The following is a 16,478-nucleotide window of genomic DNA, read 5'->3' as shown; positions in this document are numbered from 1 at the left end:
AATGACGGCATGGAAAGAACAGTTCCACACGTATGCACAGCAGCTGCTGGACGAGGCAAAGGCTCCGGGCGCAGCTATTGCTGTTGCACGTGATGGTGAGCTTTTGTACGAAGGGACATTCGGTTTTCGTGACAGAGAACAGCAACTGCCACTTTCCCTCGACACCGTTTTTGGCATCGCATCCATCACTAAATCGTTTACCTGCGTTGCGATCATGCAGTTGCAGGAGGGAGGCAAGCTGTCTGTCCACGATCCGGTCGTAAAATATTTGCCTGAGTTTCGGGCGGGCGACCACGAGCTGACAGCACGAATGACGATTCATCACTTCATGACACATACGCCTGGAATAGCGCCCATGCCTTACTTAGACGGCGCAATGAGGCGGAGCATGGAGAATGATCCTGCTGTCATTGGAACCAAAGCAGAGGAAGAACTGAAGACCGTGCCTTACTTGGATACGTACGAAGAAGTCACGAAAGCCATTGCTGGGTTCGAAGCGAAGCCGCTCTCAGAGCCAGGAGGTGCCTTTAGCTACAACAACGATGCGTATGGGCTTTTGGGGGCGATCATTGAACGGGTTAGCAACCAGACGTATGAAAACTACGTTGCGACGCATATTTTGCAGCCATTGGGTATGAACAGAACCGTTTTCTCCGTGGATGAATTGGCTGACAAGGACGACGTCACGATTTTGTATACCAACAAAAAAATCGATGACGAAAACCAAATCATTGCAGCACCCATCTGGCACGATGCCCCAGCAATGCGAGCGGCAGGGTTCCTCAAATCCACGGTGAACGATCTGCTCGCCTATTTGGAAGTCTTTCGTCAGGGAGGAGCGGGAAAACCGACACCTATTCTGTCTGCCGATAGCGTCCGGCAGATACTCACTCCCTTTGCTCGTGTGGACGGGCACCGCTCATACGGCTATGGACTGATGGTCTCGCCTGCCTTTCCAGATGGCTTGCTGGTAGAGCATGGCGGCTCGCTGAAGGGAATCAGCTCGCACATTTTCTCGGTTCCGGATCAAGGGATTACGGGCGTGATTCTGGTCAATCTCGATGGAGTGAGCGTCCGAGAGTTGGTTCTCGGCTTTTTGAACAGTTATTTTGCAAGGCCGGCTGGAGCTCCAGTCTACGCCTATGATCCATACGAGGTTGCTGATGAGCAATTGTCACTGTACGAGGGTAGCTACTCTTCGCAGGAATGGGTAAGCGCATCGATAGCCAAAAGCGAAGGCAAGTTATTCCTAGAGGTGGATGGTCTCTCGTATCCACTGATACCCGTACAAAAAGACAGCTTCGTTTTCCAAAAAAGAGATTCCATCCCTTGGATTGAGTTTTTCCGGGATGAAGACGGGCAAATAGTTAGGATGAGCTACGGATTGCGTCAGTTGACGAAGGAATCCACAAAATAAGCCAAGTGACAAGGGGAAACAAAAGAATTTTAAAAAAAGCGGTTGCCACTCAGGCAGCCGCTTTTGTCTTTGTTTTGCTTTCTATGCCCGATCCAAGCCATAATAGAGACAATACATACAGGATGTGATTAGGCTTGCAGATCATTGTTTTTGACCTTGAAACGACACTAACGTATCAGAGAGACAAGATCCCGGAAATTATTGAGATCGGAGCGGCAAAAGTCGTGCCCGGAAAAAATGGCGTGGAGGTCGACACATTTCAGCGCTACACCTTTCCAGCCATTGAGCGCCGAATCACAGAGAGGACGCGTAAGTTCATCGGTCTCGATAAAGAGAATATGCCAACCTTTATCCCGTTTCGCCGGGCATTCGCAGAATTTATGGAGTGGATTGGCAACGATTCTGAATACTACCTGTGCACTTGGGGGCAAGACGACAAGCGTTTGATGATCGAGCATTGTGCGCGATTTGGTTTGGACTTCAACTGGATGCGCAATTACAATGACATCCAGCCGCCGATTAGCATGCTTTTGGCTGATCGCAAACAGATGAGCCTGAAAGAAGCGATCGACACGGCAGGAATCATCCAGGAGGGCAGACTGCACTCGGCCTTGGTCGATGCCATCCACACAGCTCATTTGCTCATCAAATACAACAAGACGGTGCACCTGAAAGAAAACACGCCAGAAGAGAACTACAATTTGTCGAGCTCGTTGTACATTACGTGCCGATCTTGCAAAAAAAGCAAATACTACACAGCTTTCGGGCGAAAAAGCAGAAGATGCGAGGCTTGCTTGCAACATCGCAAGAAGTTGGAAAAAGCCGCAGAAGCAGCAACCGTCCAGCAGAGTTAACGGGAGAGAACGGAGGAGTGCGTAGATGATACGACAAGCACAATCCAATGACAAAGAGACAATCGTCACGATGATTGGCGAAGGCATGCTTTGGAGGACCGAAGAGATTGGCGATATCGTGGAAAAGGCTACGGTTTACATCTGGGAGGAAAACGATCAAATCATGGGCTGCGGCACATATGATTTGAACTCCTCTGGCGAAGACGGAACAGCAGAAATATACGTCTATACACGACCAGATCATCGAAAGCGAGGAATCGGCTCTCGGCTGTTCGATAAGCTGTGGCTGGAACTGCAACAGCACGAGGAGAAGCCGATGGCCGTCATGGCTACCTACCGCGTAGAACACGGGCAGGGTGCTGATTTTTTTGCCAAGAGAGGTTTTGCTTCTATCTGGGGCCACCATCTGATGAAATACACAGGAGAGATCGGGCCGGAACCGACACTCGACGTACGAAAGTTCATCGAATCCGATATGGAGATGTACATCCAATCGCAGAGTGACGCTTACTACGAGGTGCGCAAAGGCATTGATCTTCAGCCATACCGTCTGGCGGATTATCCTGAGAAGACGATGAACGCATGGAAAAACTGGCTGCTAGGTGAGATGAGAGAGGACATTTATTTGTTCGAGCATGAAGGAGTATTCGTCGGGTCCTTGATCATCACAGGGCATGGCGAAGTCTACGATGTGTTCGTAGATCCCGTGCATCAAGGCAAAGGCTACGGCAAAGAGCTTGTCCGTTTTTTTGTGAATCGGACGCTGGAAAAGGGTTTGAAGCCGCATCTCGTCACAGGTACCCACAATGAACCTGCGATTGCATTGTACGAACGGACAGGCTTTCAGACGTTTCAGACGACCACGACAGCGAAGAGAGACTTCGCGTAATCCGCCCATAAAAAATGCCGCAGGGATTAGACCCAAGCGGCATTTTTCATTGTGACCGATAACCTATACTCCGAGCAGGAGCAGGATAATGGACGTCAGACTAAAGCAAACACTGATCAAGCACAGGAAGGTGACGACCTGTTTTGGATTGAGTCCAGAACGCAGCAGGCGATAATGAACTTGACTGGCATCTGCTTGGTAGATCGGCTTTCCTTGTAGGAAGCGTTTGGTCACTACAAACAGATTATCAAAAATTGGCACACCGAGTGCTAAAATCGGAATGAACAAGGAGAGAACCGTTGCCTGCTTAAAGGCACCATCCAACGCGATAACCGCCAAGATAAAGCCGAGGAAGGTCGCGCCTGCATCTCCCATGAAAATTTTGGCCGGCGGCTTGTTGTACCGCAGATAAGCCAAGGCAACACCGATCAGACTGATCGCCATGATCGCAGATGTGCTTTGTCCTTTTACCAAGGCAACCACGAAGAGCGTGCCTGCGGAAATCGCAGAAAGCCCTCCAGCCAAGCCATCCATGCCATCCGAAAAATTGATAACCGTCGTTACTCCGAAAATCCACAGAATGGTCAGGATGAACTGCAACCATTCCGGGAGCAATATGTATTCGCCACTCAATGGATTGTAAAAGCCGGAAAAAGTAATACCCGACAAGTAGACAATCACGGCGGCTGATACTTGGACGATCAGCTTTGGTAAGGCGGAAAAATCCTTGCCTTGCGTCTTGTACCAGTCATCAATGGTACCGATAATAAGCAGCAGTAGTGAGCCTGTTAGAACAGCAATCGTTTGCCCAGTCGATTCTTTCGAGAAGAGCAAAAACGATGCAGCAAAGCCGACAAAAATAGCGTAGCTTGCTGTCAATGGGATAGGCTCCCGGTGAATCTTTCTTTCCACGTCTTTACGTGGCTTGTCCACAAAATCAAGGCGAAATGCCAATTTAGCCAGAGGCGGAATCAGCACCATAACGATACAAAACGACAGGAAAAACGAAAGAGCGTACGTTATCGTAACCATCTCCTACAGGTAGTGAGCTTTCTATTGCAAAGATACTCGCATACTGTGTTGTTTGACAAGTCTATTATAGGAAGGATTCCAAATTTTGTCGACTCTTGTAATCACGTGAGATGAGGTACCAAAAAAAGTTGGTACTTATCTCCAGTAGATCCGATCCCTATAATCCTTCGTAGGAGGGATCCACATGGAATACATGGCATTATGGTTTATCCTAGGAATCATTTTTTCCCTAACACTCGCCGCGAAGCAGATCAGGCCCTGGCTAAAATTCGTTATATTCGGTTACTACCTCGTGCTATCTTACTTATTTGTCTCACGTAAAGAACAGATATATAGTGAATATCATCGGGTGCCCGTGCCGGAGCAGTTCTGGGAAACCAACTCGGATTGGGTGGGATTCATACTCGGTTTTTATTTTGTTCCATTTCTCCTCATCCTGCTGTTCATATACTTTTGGTTGTTTCGAAATGCCAACAGTGTGAAGAAACGGTTTTTCATTGCCCTTACCATTGTACCCGCAGCGATTATCTATCTATGCTTGCTGTTTGTTTTCAGTATGTACGGATATCGACCTTGATAAAGAGATGTTAGATATGGAGGGGCTCTTATGAAGTCAGCGCTTTGTTATCGGGAAGGAATCGAGTTTTCAGAGGAAGAACTGCGTCAGCTGTCCCAATTGCTGATCGATGTCGTGGAGGATGGGGCTTCCTTGGGTTTTTACCGCCTATGCAACTGGAAGAAGCACGTGCCTATTGGAATTCGGTGTCCCATGAACACATGAAAATTTGGGTAGCTGTACAAGAAGATGTCATCGTCGGAACCATCCAGTTGCATCTGGTGAGCCGTGCAAATGGATTGCATCGAGCAGAAATCGCCAAGCTGATGGTTCATCCTACTGCGCAGCGTCAAGGGATTGGGCGTGGACTGATGCTGCTGGCAGAGGCAAGGGCCCTTGCTGAAAACCGCAGCCTCCTCGTTTTGGATACACGAGCGGGCGACCCTTCCAACCAGTTGTATCAGTCGATGGGCTATCAAGAAGCAGGACGGATTCCAGGGTTTGCCCGAGCGGCTGATGGTAGCTTGCATGATACCCTCCTTTACTTTAAAACATTGGAATAGTCGTACAAGCTACAAGCGGACGGTTAACAGGCGTCCGTTTTTTTGTTTTAATAGTATGAAAAAAGCTGGGGAGGTTCTCATGAAGGTATCCAAGCTTAGGTCTGGCCAAGAGGTTATCATCCGTTTAGGAAAAATCACTGACGCAGAAGCCTTTATTGCATTCGTACATCGCGTATCAGGAGAGTCGGATCATTTGTCATTTGGACAGCAAGAATGGACAGTCACCCCTGATGAGCAAAAAGAAAACATCAAAAGATGTCTAGAAACTCATAATCAACTGTTTTTAATGGCAGAGGTGGACGGGAGAATTGTCGGGAACCTGACTTTTCGAGGGGGGATCCGATCGCGGACGAAGCATGTAGGTGAATTTGGGATAGGCTTCAAGGAATTTGGTACGTTGACGAGAGATTTTATGATTGAGGATACATTCTACGATTGTCTCTACATGGGCATCGAAATAGACTGAGGAATAGACCGTCAGGATTTTACCTGGCGGATTTTTTGATGGATAAAATACTGATTATTCGAACAAACGGAAAGGGGCCATCATGAAAAGGAAAGTCTCGACGCTTTTTTTGCAAGGAACACTGCGGGCAAAGATTCTCACGCTTTTTCTCTGCTTGATCGCAATCCCGCTAAGTTTGCAAGGAATCATTACGTACAACAAGTTTTCGGCTTCAACGGAATGGAGGACGGCTGAATACACAGGGCAGATTGTGGGTCAGATCAATCGCAACCTGGAGCGCAATATACGGGAGATGAAGCGTTTATCACTCATGCCGCTCTATGATCCAGAAGTCCTGTCCATTTTAAAAGAAATTCAGACGAATACGTCGGCTACTTCTTTTCTCTCCATGGAAAAAAGGGAGAAGATGACGCTGTATATATCCAGTCTTTCTTATAGCCGACCAGAAGTAAAGGGCATTCAAATCATCGCAGGGAATGGCATGATTTTTTCCAATCTGGACCCTTCCATCATGAAGAGCAAGGGAGATTTGGCAGAAGAGGGATGGTATTCGCGCGTAATCAAGGAACAGGGGGCAGCCGTCATTATTCCACAGCATCGGCCCGGCTATTATTTGGATGCTTCTGGTGAGCGCTATGTGTCAGTGGCTCGGTTATTGCGGGAGCCGTATACGAAAGTACCGCTCGGAATCATTAAAATCGATATGAAAATGGCCATGTTTGATCAAATCTTGTCCGATATGCCTTTTACCAAGGATGGGAGCTTGATCATCGTCAATGAGGGAAACGAGCTGTTTTATGAAAAGAGAGATAGCGAAGGCTCGCCGGGTTATCGTACTTTGTTGCAAGAAACTGACGGGATCAATCGCGGGGATGCGAATCAGATAATGATTCAGGGACAGCAATATCTCTTTGTGGATCATCAATCGAGAGAGACGGGGCTTGTAGTGATTAGTCTGATTCCGCTCGACGTCCTGCTCGCAGAATCCAATAGCTTGCGCAGTTTTACGATGCTGATTGCGGCGATGTTTTTACTCGTCGCTGGCGGACTCGCGATTTATTTTTCCTATTCGCTCAGCAAGCCGCTCGTTCAATTGAAAGAAAAAATGCTGCAAGTAAAGCGAGGGAACTTCCATGAACGAGTTCCTGTCGATTCCCAAGACGAGATTGGGAAGCTGAGCGAGCAATTTAATCAGATGGTCGAGGAAATCAACCGCCTTGTCAATGAGGTCTATCTCAGCAGCTTGCGTGAGCGGGAGGCGGAGCTGGCGGCCTTGCAGAGCCAGATCAATCCGCATTTTATTTACAACACACTCGAATCGATCAATATGATGGCGATCCGCTCAGGTAATTACGATGTGTCCGACATGGTTTCTTCGCTCGGAAAACTCATGCGCTATACGGTCGCTCGAGAGGATGGTCACGTTACACTGACGCAAGAACTCGTATCGTTACAATCCTACGTCCGTATCCAAAAGATTCGTCTGGGAGATCGCCTTCGGGTGTATATGGACGTGGAAGAGAGCCTGTCGGATCAGCGTATCCCGAAGCTGCTACTACAGCCATTGCTTGAAAATGCAATTGCACACGGGATTGAGCATCAAGAACAGGGAGGGACGATATGGCTCACGGCGCTTTGTCAGGAGGGTGTGATGCAAATCAGCGTGAGGGACAATGGCAAGGGAATGTCTGAGCAATCATTACGTCGTCTGCTCGCAAGTCTGCGTACGCCTATGCAGCAGCATGAGTTGACAGGGAACGGACACAATGGGACAGCATTGCGAAACATTTCCCAGCGGCTGACCTTATTGTTCGGGGATGAGTACGGGCTGACGATTGTGAGCAGACCAGATCAAGGCACGGAAATTACGATGAAGATTCCGCTCGATTTTCAGAAGGGAGAATCACGCCATGTACAAAGTATTGCTGGTGGAAGATGAACGAATGATTCGGGAAGGCTTGAAATTGTTAATTGAAAAAGGAACGTCCGGTTTTGCCGTCATGGCAGAAGCGGAAAGTGGAAAGGATGCCCTGCATTATTTGCGTACGGAAATGCCTGATTTGATTGTGACGGATATCCGCATGCGGGAAGTCGACGGCTTGGCGCTGATCGGGAAAATTCGGGAGATGTACGAGGAGCTGCCCATTGTGATTATTAGTGGCTATGGTGATTTTCACTACGCACAGAAAGCGTTGAAGTACAAAGTCTCCGACTATCTCTTGAAGCCCATTGATCGATTAGAGTTGGTGAGCACGCTCGCAAAAATCAGGCAAGTGTTGGATCGCAAAAAGAAAGTCAGGGAAGAAGAAAACAGCGTCGACGGCAACCATCGAGAAGAAAGACAAATCATTCGTAAGGTAAAAGCATTTATTCACGATCATTTGGACGGTGATCTGAGACTCCAGACGCTGGCGGAGTCTGTTCATTTGAATCCGATCTATTTGAGTCAATTGTTCAAGATCGAGACGGGGGAAAATGTCTCTGACTACATCACGCAGGTGAGGATGAACCGCGCCAAGCAGCTGTTACACGAGACGAGCCTGAAGGTGTATGATATCGCCCGCTTAGTAGGGTATCAGAGCGCGAAGCATTTCATGCTGGTATTTAAAAAGGAAGTCGGGATGACACCCGGGAGCTATCGAGATCTCGTAGGGAGTAAAGATCTTTAAATCTGATACCAAATCTGAATTCCGCGTGATTTATCTTACTATTCACTCAATTTTATACTGGTGACAGGGAAAACAGATAAGGAGGTACGCCATGAAAAAGGCAATCCTGTTGGCATTGTCTACTGCTTTGACAGCGTTTACATTTGGGTGCAGCAACACCGCGACGACTCCCGGTGACTCCGCAACAGGCAAGAAAGAAGCAGTCGAGCTTACGTTTTTGACATGGGGCAACCAAGCCCACCTGGACCTGTATACGAAGCTCTCTGAAAAATTTACGCAACAAAACCCGACCATCAAAGTGAAGCTGGAATCTGTGCCATTCCCCGATTACCAGCAAAAGGTGACGGTGCTGGCTGCTGGTCAGGAGCTGCCTGACATCGGTTGGGTGTCTGAGCGAATGGTGCCGCAGTTTATGGAGAATGGGATATTGGAAGATATCTCGGATGTAAAGAACGACGCTGCTTTTAAGCTGGACGACTTTATTCCGTCGACGCTTGAGCTGTTCCAAAAAGACGACAAATTGTACGGACTGCCGTTTTCTACTCCGCCTACCGTCATGTTTTACAACAAGGACTTGTTTGACAAGGCAGGCTTGAAATCACCGAACGACCTAGCGAAAGAAGGAAAATGGACGTGGGAGGAATTTGAAAAGTCGGCGCAGGCGATCTCGAGCGGAACCGGGGCGAGCAAAATCTACGGGGCCAACTTCTTCCGCGATTGGAAAACGTGGATCATCCTGTCTTCCTATTCATGGTCAAATGGCAGCGGCCCGTTCAACAAAGAAATGAATCAGTTTACATGGAATGACCAATACGGGGTGGAGACACTCAGCATGCTCCAACGGATGATGTTTACAGATGGGTCGCATCCGAAGGCGGGTGAGCAGGTCAGCTTTGAATCAGGGAAAATTGGCATGTTCTTTGATGTGTACAGCTACGTTTCGAAGGCGCGAATGATCAAGGACTTCAAGTGGGACATTGCTCCTATGCCAGCGGGTTCAAAAGGCTCGGCACCGATGCTCGGTCAGGCAGGGTATTCGATTTTCAAAGGAACAAAGCATTTGGAGGAGACCAAGCTATTCCTCAAGTTCCTCGCGAGTGAGCAGGGTGTCCAAGAGACCTCGACTTACTTTGTACCGCCGCGCTTGTCTGTGCTGAATTCCGATCCGTTTTTGAATGTTCCAGGCAACCCAGACCCTGCACACATCAAGCAGGCGGTTATCGATGAAATGCCTAAGGCACACCTGCAACCAGGTCATGTGGACTGGCAAAAAATCGACACGACGATACTGGCTGGTTTTGATCAATTATTCGGTCAAACGGCACAGCCTGCGGATATCGTGAAGTCGCTGGAAGAGAAAGTCAATCCCATCATGAAAAAGTAAGCTCATCACAACGGTCTGGGATACAGGCCGTTGTGACTTGAGAAGGAGGTTACGATGAATCGTTTTCGACAGGCACTGGAAGAGAAGCCGTTTCTGCTCATGGTCAGTCTCCCGCAAAACGACGAGACCTTAGCCAGAGCTGCGATGGAAGAAGGCGCAGATGGTTTGAAGATGCACATCAATGTGTACCATCGTGCCAGTGGCAACCGGTTTGGTCCTCTGGCTGAATATACGGACTTTCTCCAAACGATACGCAGCCAGTTCGCAGGGCCGATTGGCATTGTTCCGGGCGGGTCAATGGAGGAGCTCAATCCCGAGGAAATCAAACAGTTCGATTCGCTGGGAATCGATTTCCTTTCCATCTATGGTCATCATTTGCCAGCGTCCCTTTTGAAAAACGAAGGGGTGGCGAGTACGTTTGCCATCGATGATCAGTTTGATTTGTCCCGATTGGAAGCCGTGAAGCATTTTCCCATGACCGCATTGGAGGCATCGATTATTCCGGGGAGTGAGTATGGCACGAGGCTTACATTTGCCGACCTGCTCACCTATCGGTACATCGTAGAGAAGGCGGGCATCCCCATCATCGTTCCGACACAGCGAAAAATTGTGGCGGAAGATATGGAAGCTCTGCGAGAAACGGGAGTTCGTGTCTTGTTAGCTGGAGCGATGGCGATCGGGAGGACCGAGGATGAAATGCGCCGTTCCATCCATGCATTGCGGAATGCGATTGACAACTGAGGAGGGATCGTATGGAGAGCAATTTGAATGTCCCGCTCTCTCCTGACAAGAGAACAAGTGGCACAAGGAAAAGATCCTTCAGCCGGGAAGCAAATCTGACAGGATGGCTGTTTATAAGCCCGATGGTCATCGGGTTTGTGGTGCTGTTGCTAGGCCCGCTTTTGCTCGCGCTGTACATGAGCTTTACGGATTGGCCGTTACTGGGGGAAGCCGAATTTATTGGTTTGGAAAATTACCAAGCGATCTTTCAGGATACCGAATTTTGGACAGTCGTGGGCAATACATTTGCGTTCTCGGCCGGTCTCGTCCCCCTGAACATCGTGTTGGCGTTGGGGTTGGCCTTACTGCTCGTGCGCAAGCTGCCGGGGATCGGGATTTTCCGCACGGCCATTTTTGTGCCGGTCATGACATCGCTGATTGTCTGGGCGATTGTGTGGAAGTATTTGTTTGCGACAGACACGGGGTTCATCAATCAAATCTTGCAGATGTTCGGGATTACAGGCCCCTCATGGCTTTACAATCCAAAGCTGGCGATGCCGGTGGTGATCGTGACGAGTGTCCTGAAAAATGTGGGCCTGAACATGGTTCTGTTTATCGCTGCCTTACAGCAGGTGCCTGTTCACTTATACGAGGCGGCGCGCATTGATGGAGCTAGTCGGACGCGTCAATTGTTTCAGATTACGATCCCGATGATTAGTCCGACGGTTTTTTTAACCACGTTGTTGACGATTATCGGCTCGCTCAAGGTGTTTGGGCAGATTTACGTCATGACCCAGGGTGGGCCGGATAACAGCACAAAGGTGCTCGTCTATTACATATGGGAGCGTGCCTTCAAAAACTTTGAATTCGGCTATGCGTCTGCACTTGCCTTTGTGCTGTTCTTTATCATTTTAGTCTTTACGCTCTTGCAGTGGCAGTTTAGAAAAAGGTGGGTGTTCCATGAAGAGTAATCGCCACGGATTACAAGCGGGCAAGTTATTGGGGATTGGCGGTCACTATGTGGCGTTAGGAGCGATCTCCCTACTGATGCTGGTGCCTTTTTTGTGGATGCTTTCTACATCGTTAAAAGAGCCGGCCAAAATATTCGTCTTTCCGCCAGAGTTTATCCCTTCATCAATCCGCTTGGAGAACTACACGGAGGTTTTGGCGAATACGCCGTTTCATCTGTTCTATTGGAACAGCCTGTACATTGCGATTCTGGTCACGGTTGGAACGGTATTATTTGCCTCGATTGCGGGCTATGCGTTTGCCCGAATTCCGTTTCGCGGACGCAATATCGTCTTTCTGGTGCTGTTGTCGACGATGATGATCCCACATGAAGTGACGTCGATTCCGATGTTTTTGTTCATGCGCATGCTTGGGTTTATCAACACGCATGTGCCGCTGATCGTGCTTCCCATTTTTGGAGCAGGCGGAATTTTTGGTGTGTTCGTCATGCGCCAGTTTTTCCTTGGGATTCCGAAAGAACTGGAGGAGGCGGCGATGATTGATGGCTGCTCGCGTTGGCGGATTTACTGGAGCATCATGTTGCCACTAGCGAAGCCAGCTATCGCGACGCTGACGATTTTTACGTTTTTAACGAGCTGGAACGAGTTTTACGATCCGCTCATTTTCATCAACGACAGAGAGCTGATGACGCTACCGCTCGCTTTGTCCTTGTTTACTGACGAAGTAGGGACAGCTTGGCATCATCTGATGAGTGCGTCCGTCATGGCGACCTTGCCGCTTTTGATCGTGTTCTTTTTCGCCCAAAAGCAGTTTATCGAGGGTGTATCGATGACGGGCCTAAAAGATTAAAGGATGAAAAGAAGTTCAACAAGGAGTGAGTGCAGATGGATCGAGTAGTGGAAGCAGATGTAGTCGTGGTAGGCGGGGGACCAGCAGGAATCAGTGCCGCTCTCGCCAGCGGACGATTGGGAGCCAAGACGATCCTGATCGAGCGTTACGGCTTTCTCGGAGGGATGTCGACGATTGCGCTCGTTTATCCGTGGATGACGTTTCATACGGAGAAAGGTGAGCAAGTCATCAAAGGAATTGCACAGGAAATCGTCGACCGCTTGCAAGAAAAGGGGGGATCGCCTGGACATTTGCAGGATACGGTGGGATTCGTGAGCACAGTCACGCCGTATCATCCGGAAATTTACAAGCTGGTCGCTGTGGAAATGCTCAAGGAAGCGGGCGTCAAGCTGTTTGTCCACAGCTTTGTCGATCAGGTGAAGGTAGAGGGGACAGAGATTACTTCTGTTACACTCACTAGCAAATCGGGCCAGTATGAGATCAAGGCCAAGGTGTTCGTCGATGCGACAGGCGATGCAGATATCGCTCATTTATCGGGGGCGTCGACGAGCAAAGGGCGAGATGCAGATGGACTGACACAGCCGATGACCATGAAGTTTCGCATGCGCGGCGTCGATTTGGAGCAGGTGAAGCAGTACATGCTTGATCATCCGGAGGAGTTTTATCACAAGACGCCATTTGCACAGCTACCGTCCATTCCACTGACGGGTGTCCAAGGCTTTTATACGCATTGGAAGATGTCAGGTGTTCCGATTAATCGGGATCAAGTTCTGTTTTTCACAGGGCCCGAGAGTGATGAAGTTCTGATCAATTGCACGCGTGTGCAGGGACTGGATGGAACAGATGTCGAGGACTTGACGGAAGCGGAGGAAGAGGGAAGACGTCAAGTGTTACTGATGTCTGAATTTTTTAAAAGCAGAGTCCCGGGCTTCGCGAAAGCATCCATCTCCGCAGTCGGAACGCAAATTGGAATCCGCGAGACACGCAGAATCGTCGGAGAGTACAGCTTGACGATCGAAGACGTGGTAACGGGTAGACGTTTTCCGGATGTCATCGCACGAAGCGGCTATCCGGTTGACATTCACGATCCTTCTGGCAAAGGCGTAGTGGCAGCAGATATTGAAGGAGAGGGCGCTTATGACATTCCGTATCGATGCCTGATCCCTCAATCCATTGACAACCTGCTTGCGGCGGGGCGTTGTATCTCCACGACACATGAGGCGCTGGCTACGACCAGGCTTACCCCGAGCTGTATGGCTACAGGGCAAGCAGCAGGTACAGCAGCGGCCATTGCATTTCACGACCAGACCATTCCGCGTTTGATTCACGTGGCGAAATTACAGGAACAATTGCGTCTAGCGAATGCCGTCCTCGATTAAACCTTTTCATTTTGAAAGGAGATTGGATCTATGAAAAAGTTGCGCGTTGTCATTTCAACAGTGGCTATGGCAGCACTAGTAACAGGCATGGTTCCATTTACGCAGACGAGTACAGTTGCAGCGAAAAAAGCGTCACCAAAGCCAATTGCCAAAGTCGCTCTCGTTCCCCTTGATGATCGTCCAGTCAATACGTATTTTCCGCAAATGTCAGCACGGGCAGGCGGGGTGGAGACGATTATGCCGGATGAAGACATGCTCGGTCACTTTATGACTCCGGGCGATGGGGAAGAAATTGGCGATTGGCTGATTAAACAAGCAAGCAAAGTAGACGGCTCAGTCATCTCTGTCAGCATGCTGGCATATGGCGGGCTAGTTGCGTCCCGTACCGATCAACAGTCCTATGAAGATGCCCTATCGAATATCGAAGCCATTAAAAGACTGAGAGACAAAAATTCCAAAAAGCCGATCTACGTGTTCGATACGATTCAACGCTTGGCAGTGACGGCGACTGATCCCGAAACATTGAAGTACTATGAGCAAATCAGAGAATGGGCCATTTTATACGATGAAGTGCACAACCTCGGCATGACAGAAAAAAAGGATCGACTCGATCAGTTGGAAAGGGAGATTCCCGAGTCTGTGCTGGAAGATTACTTAAACGCCCGCGAGCGGAACCACAAGATTAACTCCTTGTTGATCGACTGGGTGGAAGATGGAACCATTGATTATTTAGTGCTAGCTCAGGATGACGCTGCTCCCCATGGTCTTCACCGGGCAGAGCGGGAGACCTTGGTCAAAAAAGCGAAGGAGCTGGATGTAGAGGAACGTGTAGCGATTTTCCCTGGAGCGGACGAAGTAGGAACCGTCTTGTTGAGCCGATTCTCCTTGAACGAAATGCGCATTCATCCAAAAGTAGCAGTCGAGTATTCGGGTATAGATGGTAGTGAGTGGACGGCGCCGTTTGAAGACACGACCTTTGATGTAAATGTTGAGAAGCATATCATCGCAGCAGGCGGCAAACCCGTTCGGGACGAGGACGATGCAGATATCGTATTAATGATTCATTCACCGAAGAAAAAAGGACAGAGCAACGCAGAGAGACGCGATGATCTGGATGAGTTCGTCGAAGAAATCAATGATCTTCTGGAAGAAGGAAAGCAGGTCGCAATTACAGACGTTACGATTACAAACAAAGCTGACCCTGAGCTGATCGAGCGACTACAAGAAGAAGTAAAGCTGCCGGAACTTTTCGCCTACACGGCATGGGGAACGGCGGGAAATAATATGGGAAGCGCGTTGGGACAGGCGTTGCAACGATCAGCCTTTTTGGAAAAAGGAAATCAGTTCGGTGTGCCCTTAACAGTGGATGCGGCAGAAACCCATATCAATCTGCTCTTGTCATCGTTTGTAAATGACCATCATTACCGAAATGAAGTGATGGCAGAAGCACGTAACCTCGTAAAAGAGTTAGAGGGAAATGAGTGGAATCTCGGCGATGACTACGACGAAGTCAATGATTTTGTGAGGGATGAACTGACGCCACATGCGGAAGAATGGTACGAAAACTATTTTGCCAATCAATCGCTGGTTATCGGAAAGAGAGGCAAGAATACGTTTGAAGGCGAAATCGTCGAAGTAACGGATATAGTGATTAAGCTTCCTTGGGAGCGGTTGTTTGAAGTCTTTGTCGGGCCAGAAGTGAAGATTGAAAGGAAGTAAGATGTAGAAGAAGACGGTCTATTTTTCGAATCTGCACATATCATGTCTCTATCGCTATAAGAAGGTGACGAGGATGGAGACTCTACAATGGGTGTATGTGCAGTATGACTTGGAAATGTATGTGCGGGTAGTGGTGAGCGCGATTCTCGGTTTGTTCATCGGGTGGGATCGCTCGCACAGAAACAAGCCTGCCGGGCTGAAAACGTACATGTATGTGTCCGTAGCCTGCACGCTCATCACACTCGTTTCTATTTACAGCACAAAGCTATACAGCGCGCCTGGCAACGGAACGATGATGGACCCGATGCGCTTGGCGGCACAGATTGTCACAGGTCTTGGTTTTTTGGGAGCAGGCGTCATCTTGAAGGACGGCTTGAAAGTAAAAGGACTGACCTCCGCAGCCATGATCTTTTTCGCTGGAGGGATTGGCATAGGGATCGGAGCCGGATTTTACGGCATTGTGATATTCTCGGTTATCGTCGCTTTTGTACTCGCGAGGATCAGTCAGCGTGTGGAAGATGTCCAGCACAGGCGGTTAGGAAAGTGAATCATGGAGAAGCGGTGCATTAGCATCGCTTTTTGTTTTTAGAAGGAGCTGTAGTGGGGGAAGAAGCGAATTTCCAGTCTACGCTTCGGCATACGCCCCGCATGGGGTATCACTGTCCGCTTCGGAAAAAATGGCGGGAGCGCTTCAAACCAGAAAACGCGAATGCGTTTTTGTATGTAATAAAAGCTGAAATTCCCCGCCAGTTTTTCCGAAGCTAGGGTGGGCTCCAGAGGCGCTTGGACTGGAAATTCGCTTCTCAAATCTTAGAAGGTGAATGCAGTACAATGCTCTCAAAAACTTCTTTGTACAAACTTACAAAACGCCATAACAGCACGAAGTCATCCACAGCTGTCCGAAAGCACTGTCACATGTTTGGAAGGAGACCGCCCGAACGAAGAGAGGATACAGGCGACTGGAAAACATGTGGCAGGGCTTCTCCCGACCACAACAGTTAGGAGAACAACA

Annotated in this window: 15 protein-coding genes and 1 pseudogene; 15 read left to right on the top strand and 1 reads right to left on the bottom strand. The window is 48.9% G+C overall.

Annotated features, from left to right (window positions below; all coding sequences use genetic code 11):
- Window position 1: 1 nt before the first annotated feature.
- The 3 genes from HPY27_RS16755 (at window position 2) to HPY27_RS16745 (ending at window position 3,160) form a co-directional block, all read left to right on the top strand.
- Window positions 2-1,417, top strand: a complete 1,416-nt coding sequence (locus HPY27_RS16755) for a serine hydrolase (RefSeq protein WP_174225491.1) — start codon at window positions 2-4, stop codon at window positions 1,415-1,417.
- A gap of 134 nt (window positions 1,418-1,551) precedes the next feature.
- On the top strand, window positions 1,552-2,271 hold the full coding sequence (locus tag HPY27_RS16750; protein ID WP_017251200.1) for a 3'-5' exonuclease: 720 nt from the start codon (window positions 1,552-1,554) through the stop codon (window positions 2,269-2,271).
- A gap of 25 nt (window positions 2,272-2,296) precedes the next feature.
- Window positions 2,297-3,160, top strand: coding sequence for a GNAT family N-acetyltransferase (locus HPY27_RS16745; RefSeq protein ID WP_174225490.1), 864 nt, complete (start codon window positions 2,297-2,299; stop codon window positions 3,158-3,160).
- Between the two features lie 63 nt (window positions 3,161-3,223).
- Here the strand turns inward: HPY27_RS16745 and HPY27_RS16740 are convergent, their stop codons facing one another.
- The gene (locus HPY27_RS16740) at window positions 3,224-4,192 is read right to left on the bottom strand and encodes an MraY family glycosyltransferase (protein WP_017251198.1); all 969 of its coding nucleotides are present in this window, start codon (window positions 4,190-4,192) and stop codon (window positions 3,224-3,226) included.
- Window positions 4,193-4,376: 184 nt separating this feature from the next.
- Here HPY27_RS16740 and HPY27_RS16735 point away from each other — a divergent pair, with 184 nt between their 5' ends.
- From HPY27_RS16735 to HPY27_RS16680, 12 genes and pseudogenes are all read left to right on the top strand, one after another.
- A complete protein-coding gene (locus HPY27_RS16735) occupies window positions 4,377-4,769 on the top strand; it encodes a hypothetical protein (RefSeq protein WP_174225489.1) in 393 nt (130 codons plus the stop codon).
- Window positions 4,770-4,799: 30 nt separating this feature from the next.
- Window positions 4,800-5,311 (top strand): annotated as a pseudogene (locus HPY27_RS16730) (GNAT family N-acetyltransferase).
- A 79-nt stretch (window positions 5,312-5,390) separates the two neighbouring features.
- Window positions 5,391-5,777 carry a GNAT family N-acetyltransferase gene (locus HPY27_RS16725; protein WP_174225488.1) on the top strand — a complete coding sequence of 129 codons (387 nt, stop codon included), beginning with the start codon at window positions 5,391-5,393 and terminating at the stop codon, window positions 5,775-5,777.
- Window positions 5,778-5,859: 82 nt separating this feature from the next.
- Entirely contained in the window at window positions 5,860-7,716 is a 1,857-nt protein-coding gene (locus HPY27_RS16720) for a cache domain-containing sensor histidine kinase (protein ID WP_173623040.1), read from the top strand.
- On the top strand, window positions 7,688-8,446 hold the full coding sequence (locus HPY27_RS16715) for a response regulator transcription factor (protein WP_173623041.1): 759 nt from the start codon (window positions 7,688-7,690) through the stop codon (window positions 8,444-8,446). Before HPY27_RS16720 ends, HPY27_RS16715 begins: the two co-directional genes overlap by 29 nt.
- Before the next feature lie 91 nt (window positions 8,447-8,537).
- The gene (locus tag HPY27_RS16710; RefSeq protein WP_173623042.1) at window positions 8,538-9,830 is read left to right on the top strand and encodes an ABC transporter substrate-binding protein; all 1,293 of its coding nucleotides are present in this window, start codon (window positions 8,538-8,540) and stop codon (window positions 9,828-9,830) included.
- 54 nt (window positions 9,831-9,884) lie between these two features.
- Window positions 9,885-10,571, top strand: a complete 687-nt coding sequence (locus tag HPY27_RS16705) for a hypothetical protein (protein ID WP_017251191.1) — start codon at window positions 9,885-9,887, stop codon at window positions 10,569-10,571.
- 11 nt (window positions 10,572-10,582) lie between these two features.
- Window positions 10,583-11,521: a carbohydrate ABC transporter permease gene (locus HPY27_RS16700; protein WP_017251190.1), complete on the top strand. Its 939-nt coding sequence runs from the start codon at window positions 10,583-10,585 to the stop codon at window positions 11,519-11,521.
- Window positions 11,511-12,368: a carbohydrate ABC transporter permease gene (locus HPY27_RS16695; protein ID WP_017251189.1), complete on the top strand. Its 858-nt coding sequence runs from the start codon at window positions 11,511-11,513 to the stop codon at window positions 12,366-12,368. Before HPY27_RS16700 ends, HPY27_RS16695 begins: the two co-directional genes overlap by 11 nt.
- A 35-nt stretch (window positions 12,369-12,403) precedes the next feature.
- Window positions 12,404-13,747: an FAD-dependent oxidoreductase gene (locus HPY27_RS16690; RefSeq protein WP_174225487.1), complete on the top strand. Its 1,344-nt coding sequence runs from the start codon at window positions 12,404-12,406 to the stop codon at window positions 13,745-13,747.
- Window positions 13,748-13,777: 30 nt separating this feature from the next.
- Entirely contained in the window at window positions 13,778-15,466 is a 1,689-nt protein-coding gene (locus HPY27_RS16685) for a DUF4127 family protein (protein WP_174225486.1), read from the top strand.
- A 73-nt stretch (window positions 15,467-15,539) separates the two neighbouring features.
- Complete coding sequence (locus HPY27_RS16680; RefSeq protein ID WP_017251186.1) at window positions 15,540-16,013, top strand: MgtC/SapB family protein; 474 nt, start codon at window positions 15,540-15,542, stop codon at window positions 16,011-16,013.
- Window positions 16,014-16,478: the final 465 nt, after the last annotated feature.

The organism is Brevibacillus sp. HB1.1 (assembly GCF_013332445.1).
GTDB classification, from domain to species: Bacteria; Bacillota; Bacilli; order Brevibacillales; family Brevibacillaceae; genus Brevibacillus; species Brevibacillus porteri.
This window is presented reverse-complemented; position numbering and strand designations above follow the sequence as displayed.

Coding starts and splice junctions, on each gene's coding strand:
- HPY27_RS16715 (WP_173623041.1), top strand. CDS start 7,688: ATGTACAAAGTATTGCTGGTGGAAGATGAACGAATGATTCGGGAAGGC.
- HPY27_RS16705 (WP_017251191.1), top strand. CDS start 9,885: ATGAATCGTTTTCGACAGGCACTGGAAGAGAAGCCGTTTCTGCTCATG.
- HPY27_RS16745 (WP_174225490.1), top strand. CDS start 2,297: ATGATACGACAAGCACAATCCAATGACAAAGAGACAATCGTCACGATG.
- HPY27_RS16755 (WP_174225491.1), top strand. CDS start 2: ATGACGGCATGGAAAGAACAGTTCCACACGTATGCACAGCAGCTGCTG.
- HPY27_RS16685 (WP_174225486.1), top strand. CDS start 13,778: ATGAAAAAGTTGCGCGTTGTCATTTCAACAGTGGCTATGGCAGCACTA.
- HPY27_RS16740 (WP_017251198.1), bottom strand. CDS start 4,192: ATGGTTACGATAACGTACGCTCTTTCGTTTTTCCTGTCGTTTTGTATC.
- HPY27_RS16725 (WP_174225488.1), top strand. CDS start 5,391: ATGAAGGTATCCAAGCTTAGGTCTGGCCAAGAGGTTATCATCCGTTTA.
- HPY27_RS16700 (WP_017251190.1), top strand. CDS start 10,583: ATGGAGAGCAATTTGAATGTCCCGCTCTCTCCTGACAAGAGAACAAGT.
- HPY27_RS16695 (WP_017251189.1), top strand. CDS start 11,511: ATGAAGAGTAATCGCCACGGATTACAAGCGGGCAAGTTATTGGGGATT.
- HPY27_RS16735 (WP_174225489.1), top strand. CDS start 4,377: ATGGAATACATGGCATTATGGTTTATCCTAGGAATCATTTTTTCCCTA.
- HPY27_RS16710 (WP_173623042.1), top strand. CDS start 8,538: ATGAAAAAGGCAATCCTGTTGGCATTGTCTACTGCTTTGACAGCGTTT.
- HPY27_RS16690 (WP_174225487.1), top strand. CDS start 12,404: ATGGATCGAGTAGTGGAAGCAGATGTAGTCGTGGTAGGCGGGGGACCA.
- HPY27_RS16720 (WP_173623040.1), top strand. CDS start 5,860: ATGAAAAGGAAAGTCTCGACGCTTTTTTTGCAAGGAACACTGCGGGCA.
- HPY27_RS16680 (WP_017251186.1), top strand. CDS start 15,540: ATGGAGACTCTACAATGGGTGTATGTGCAGTATGACTTGGAAATGTAT.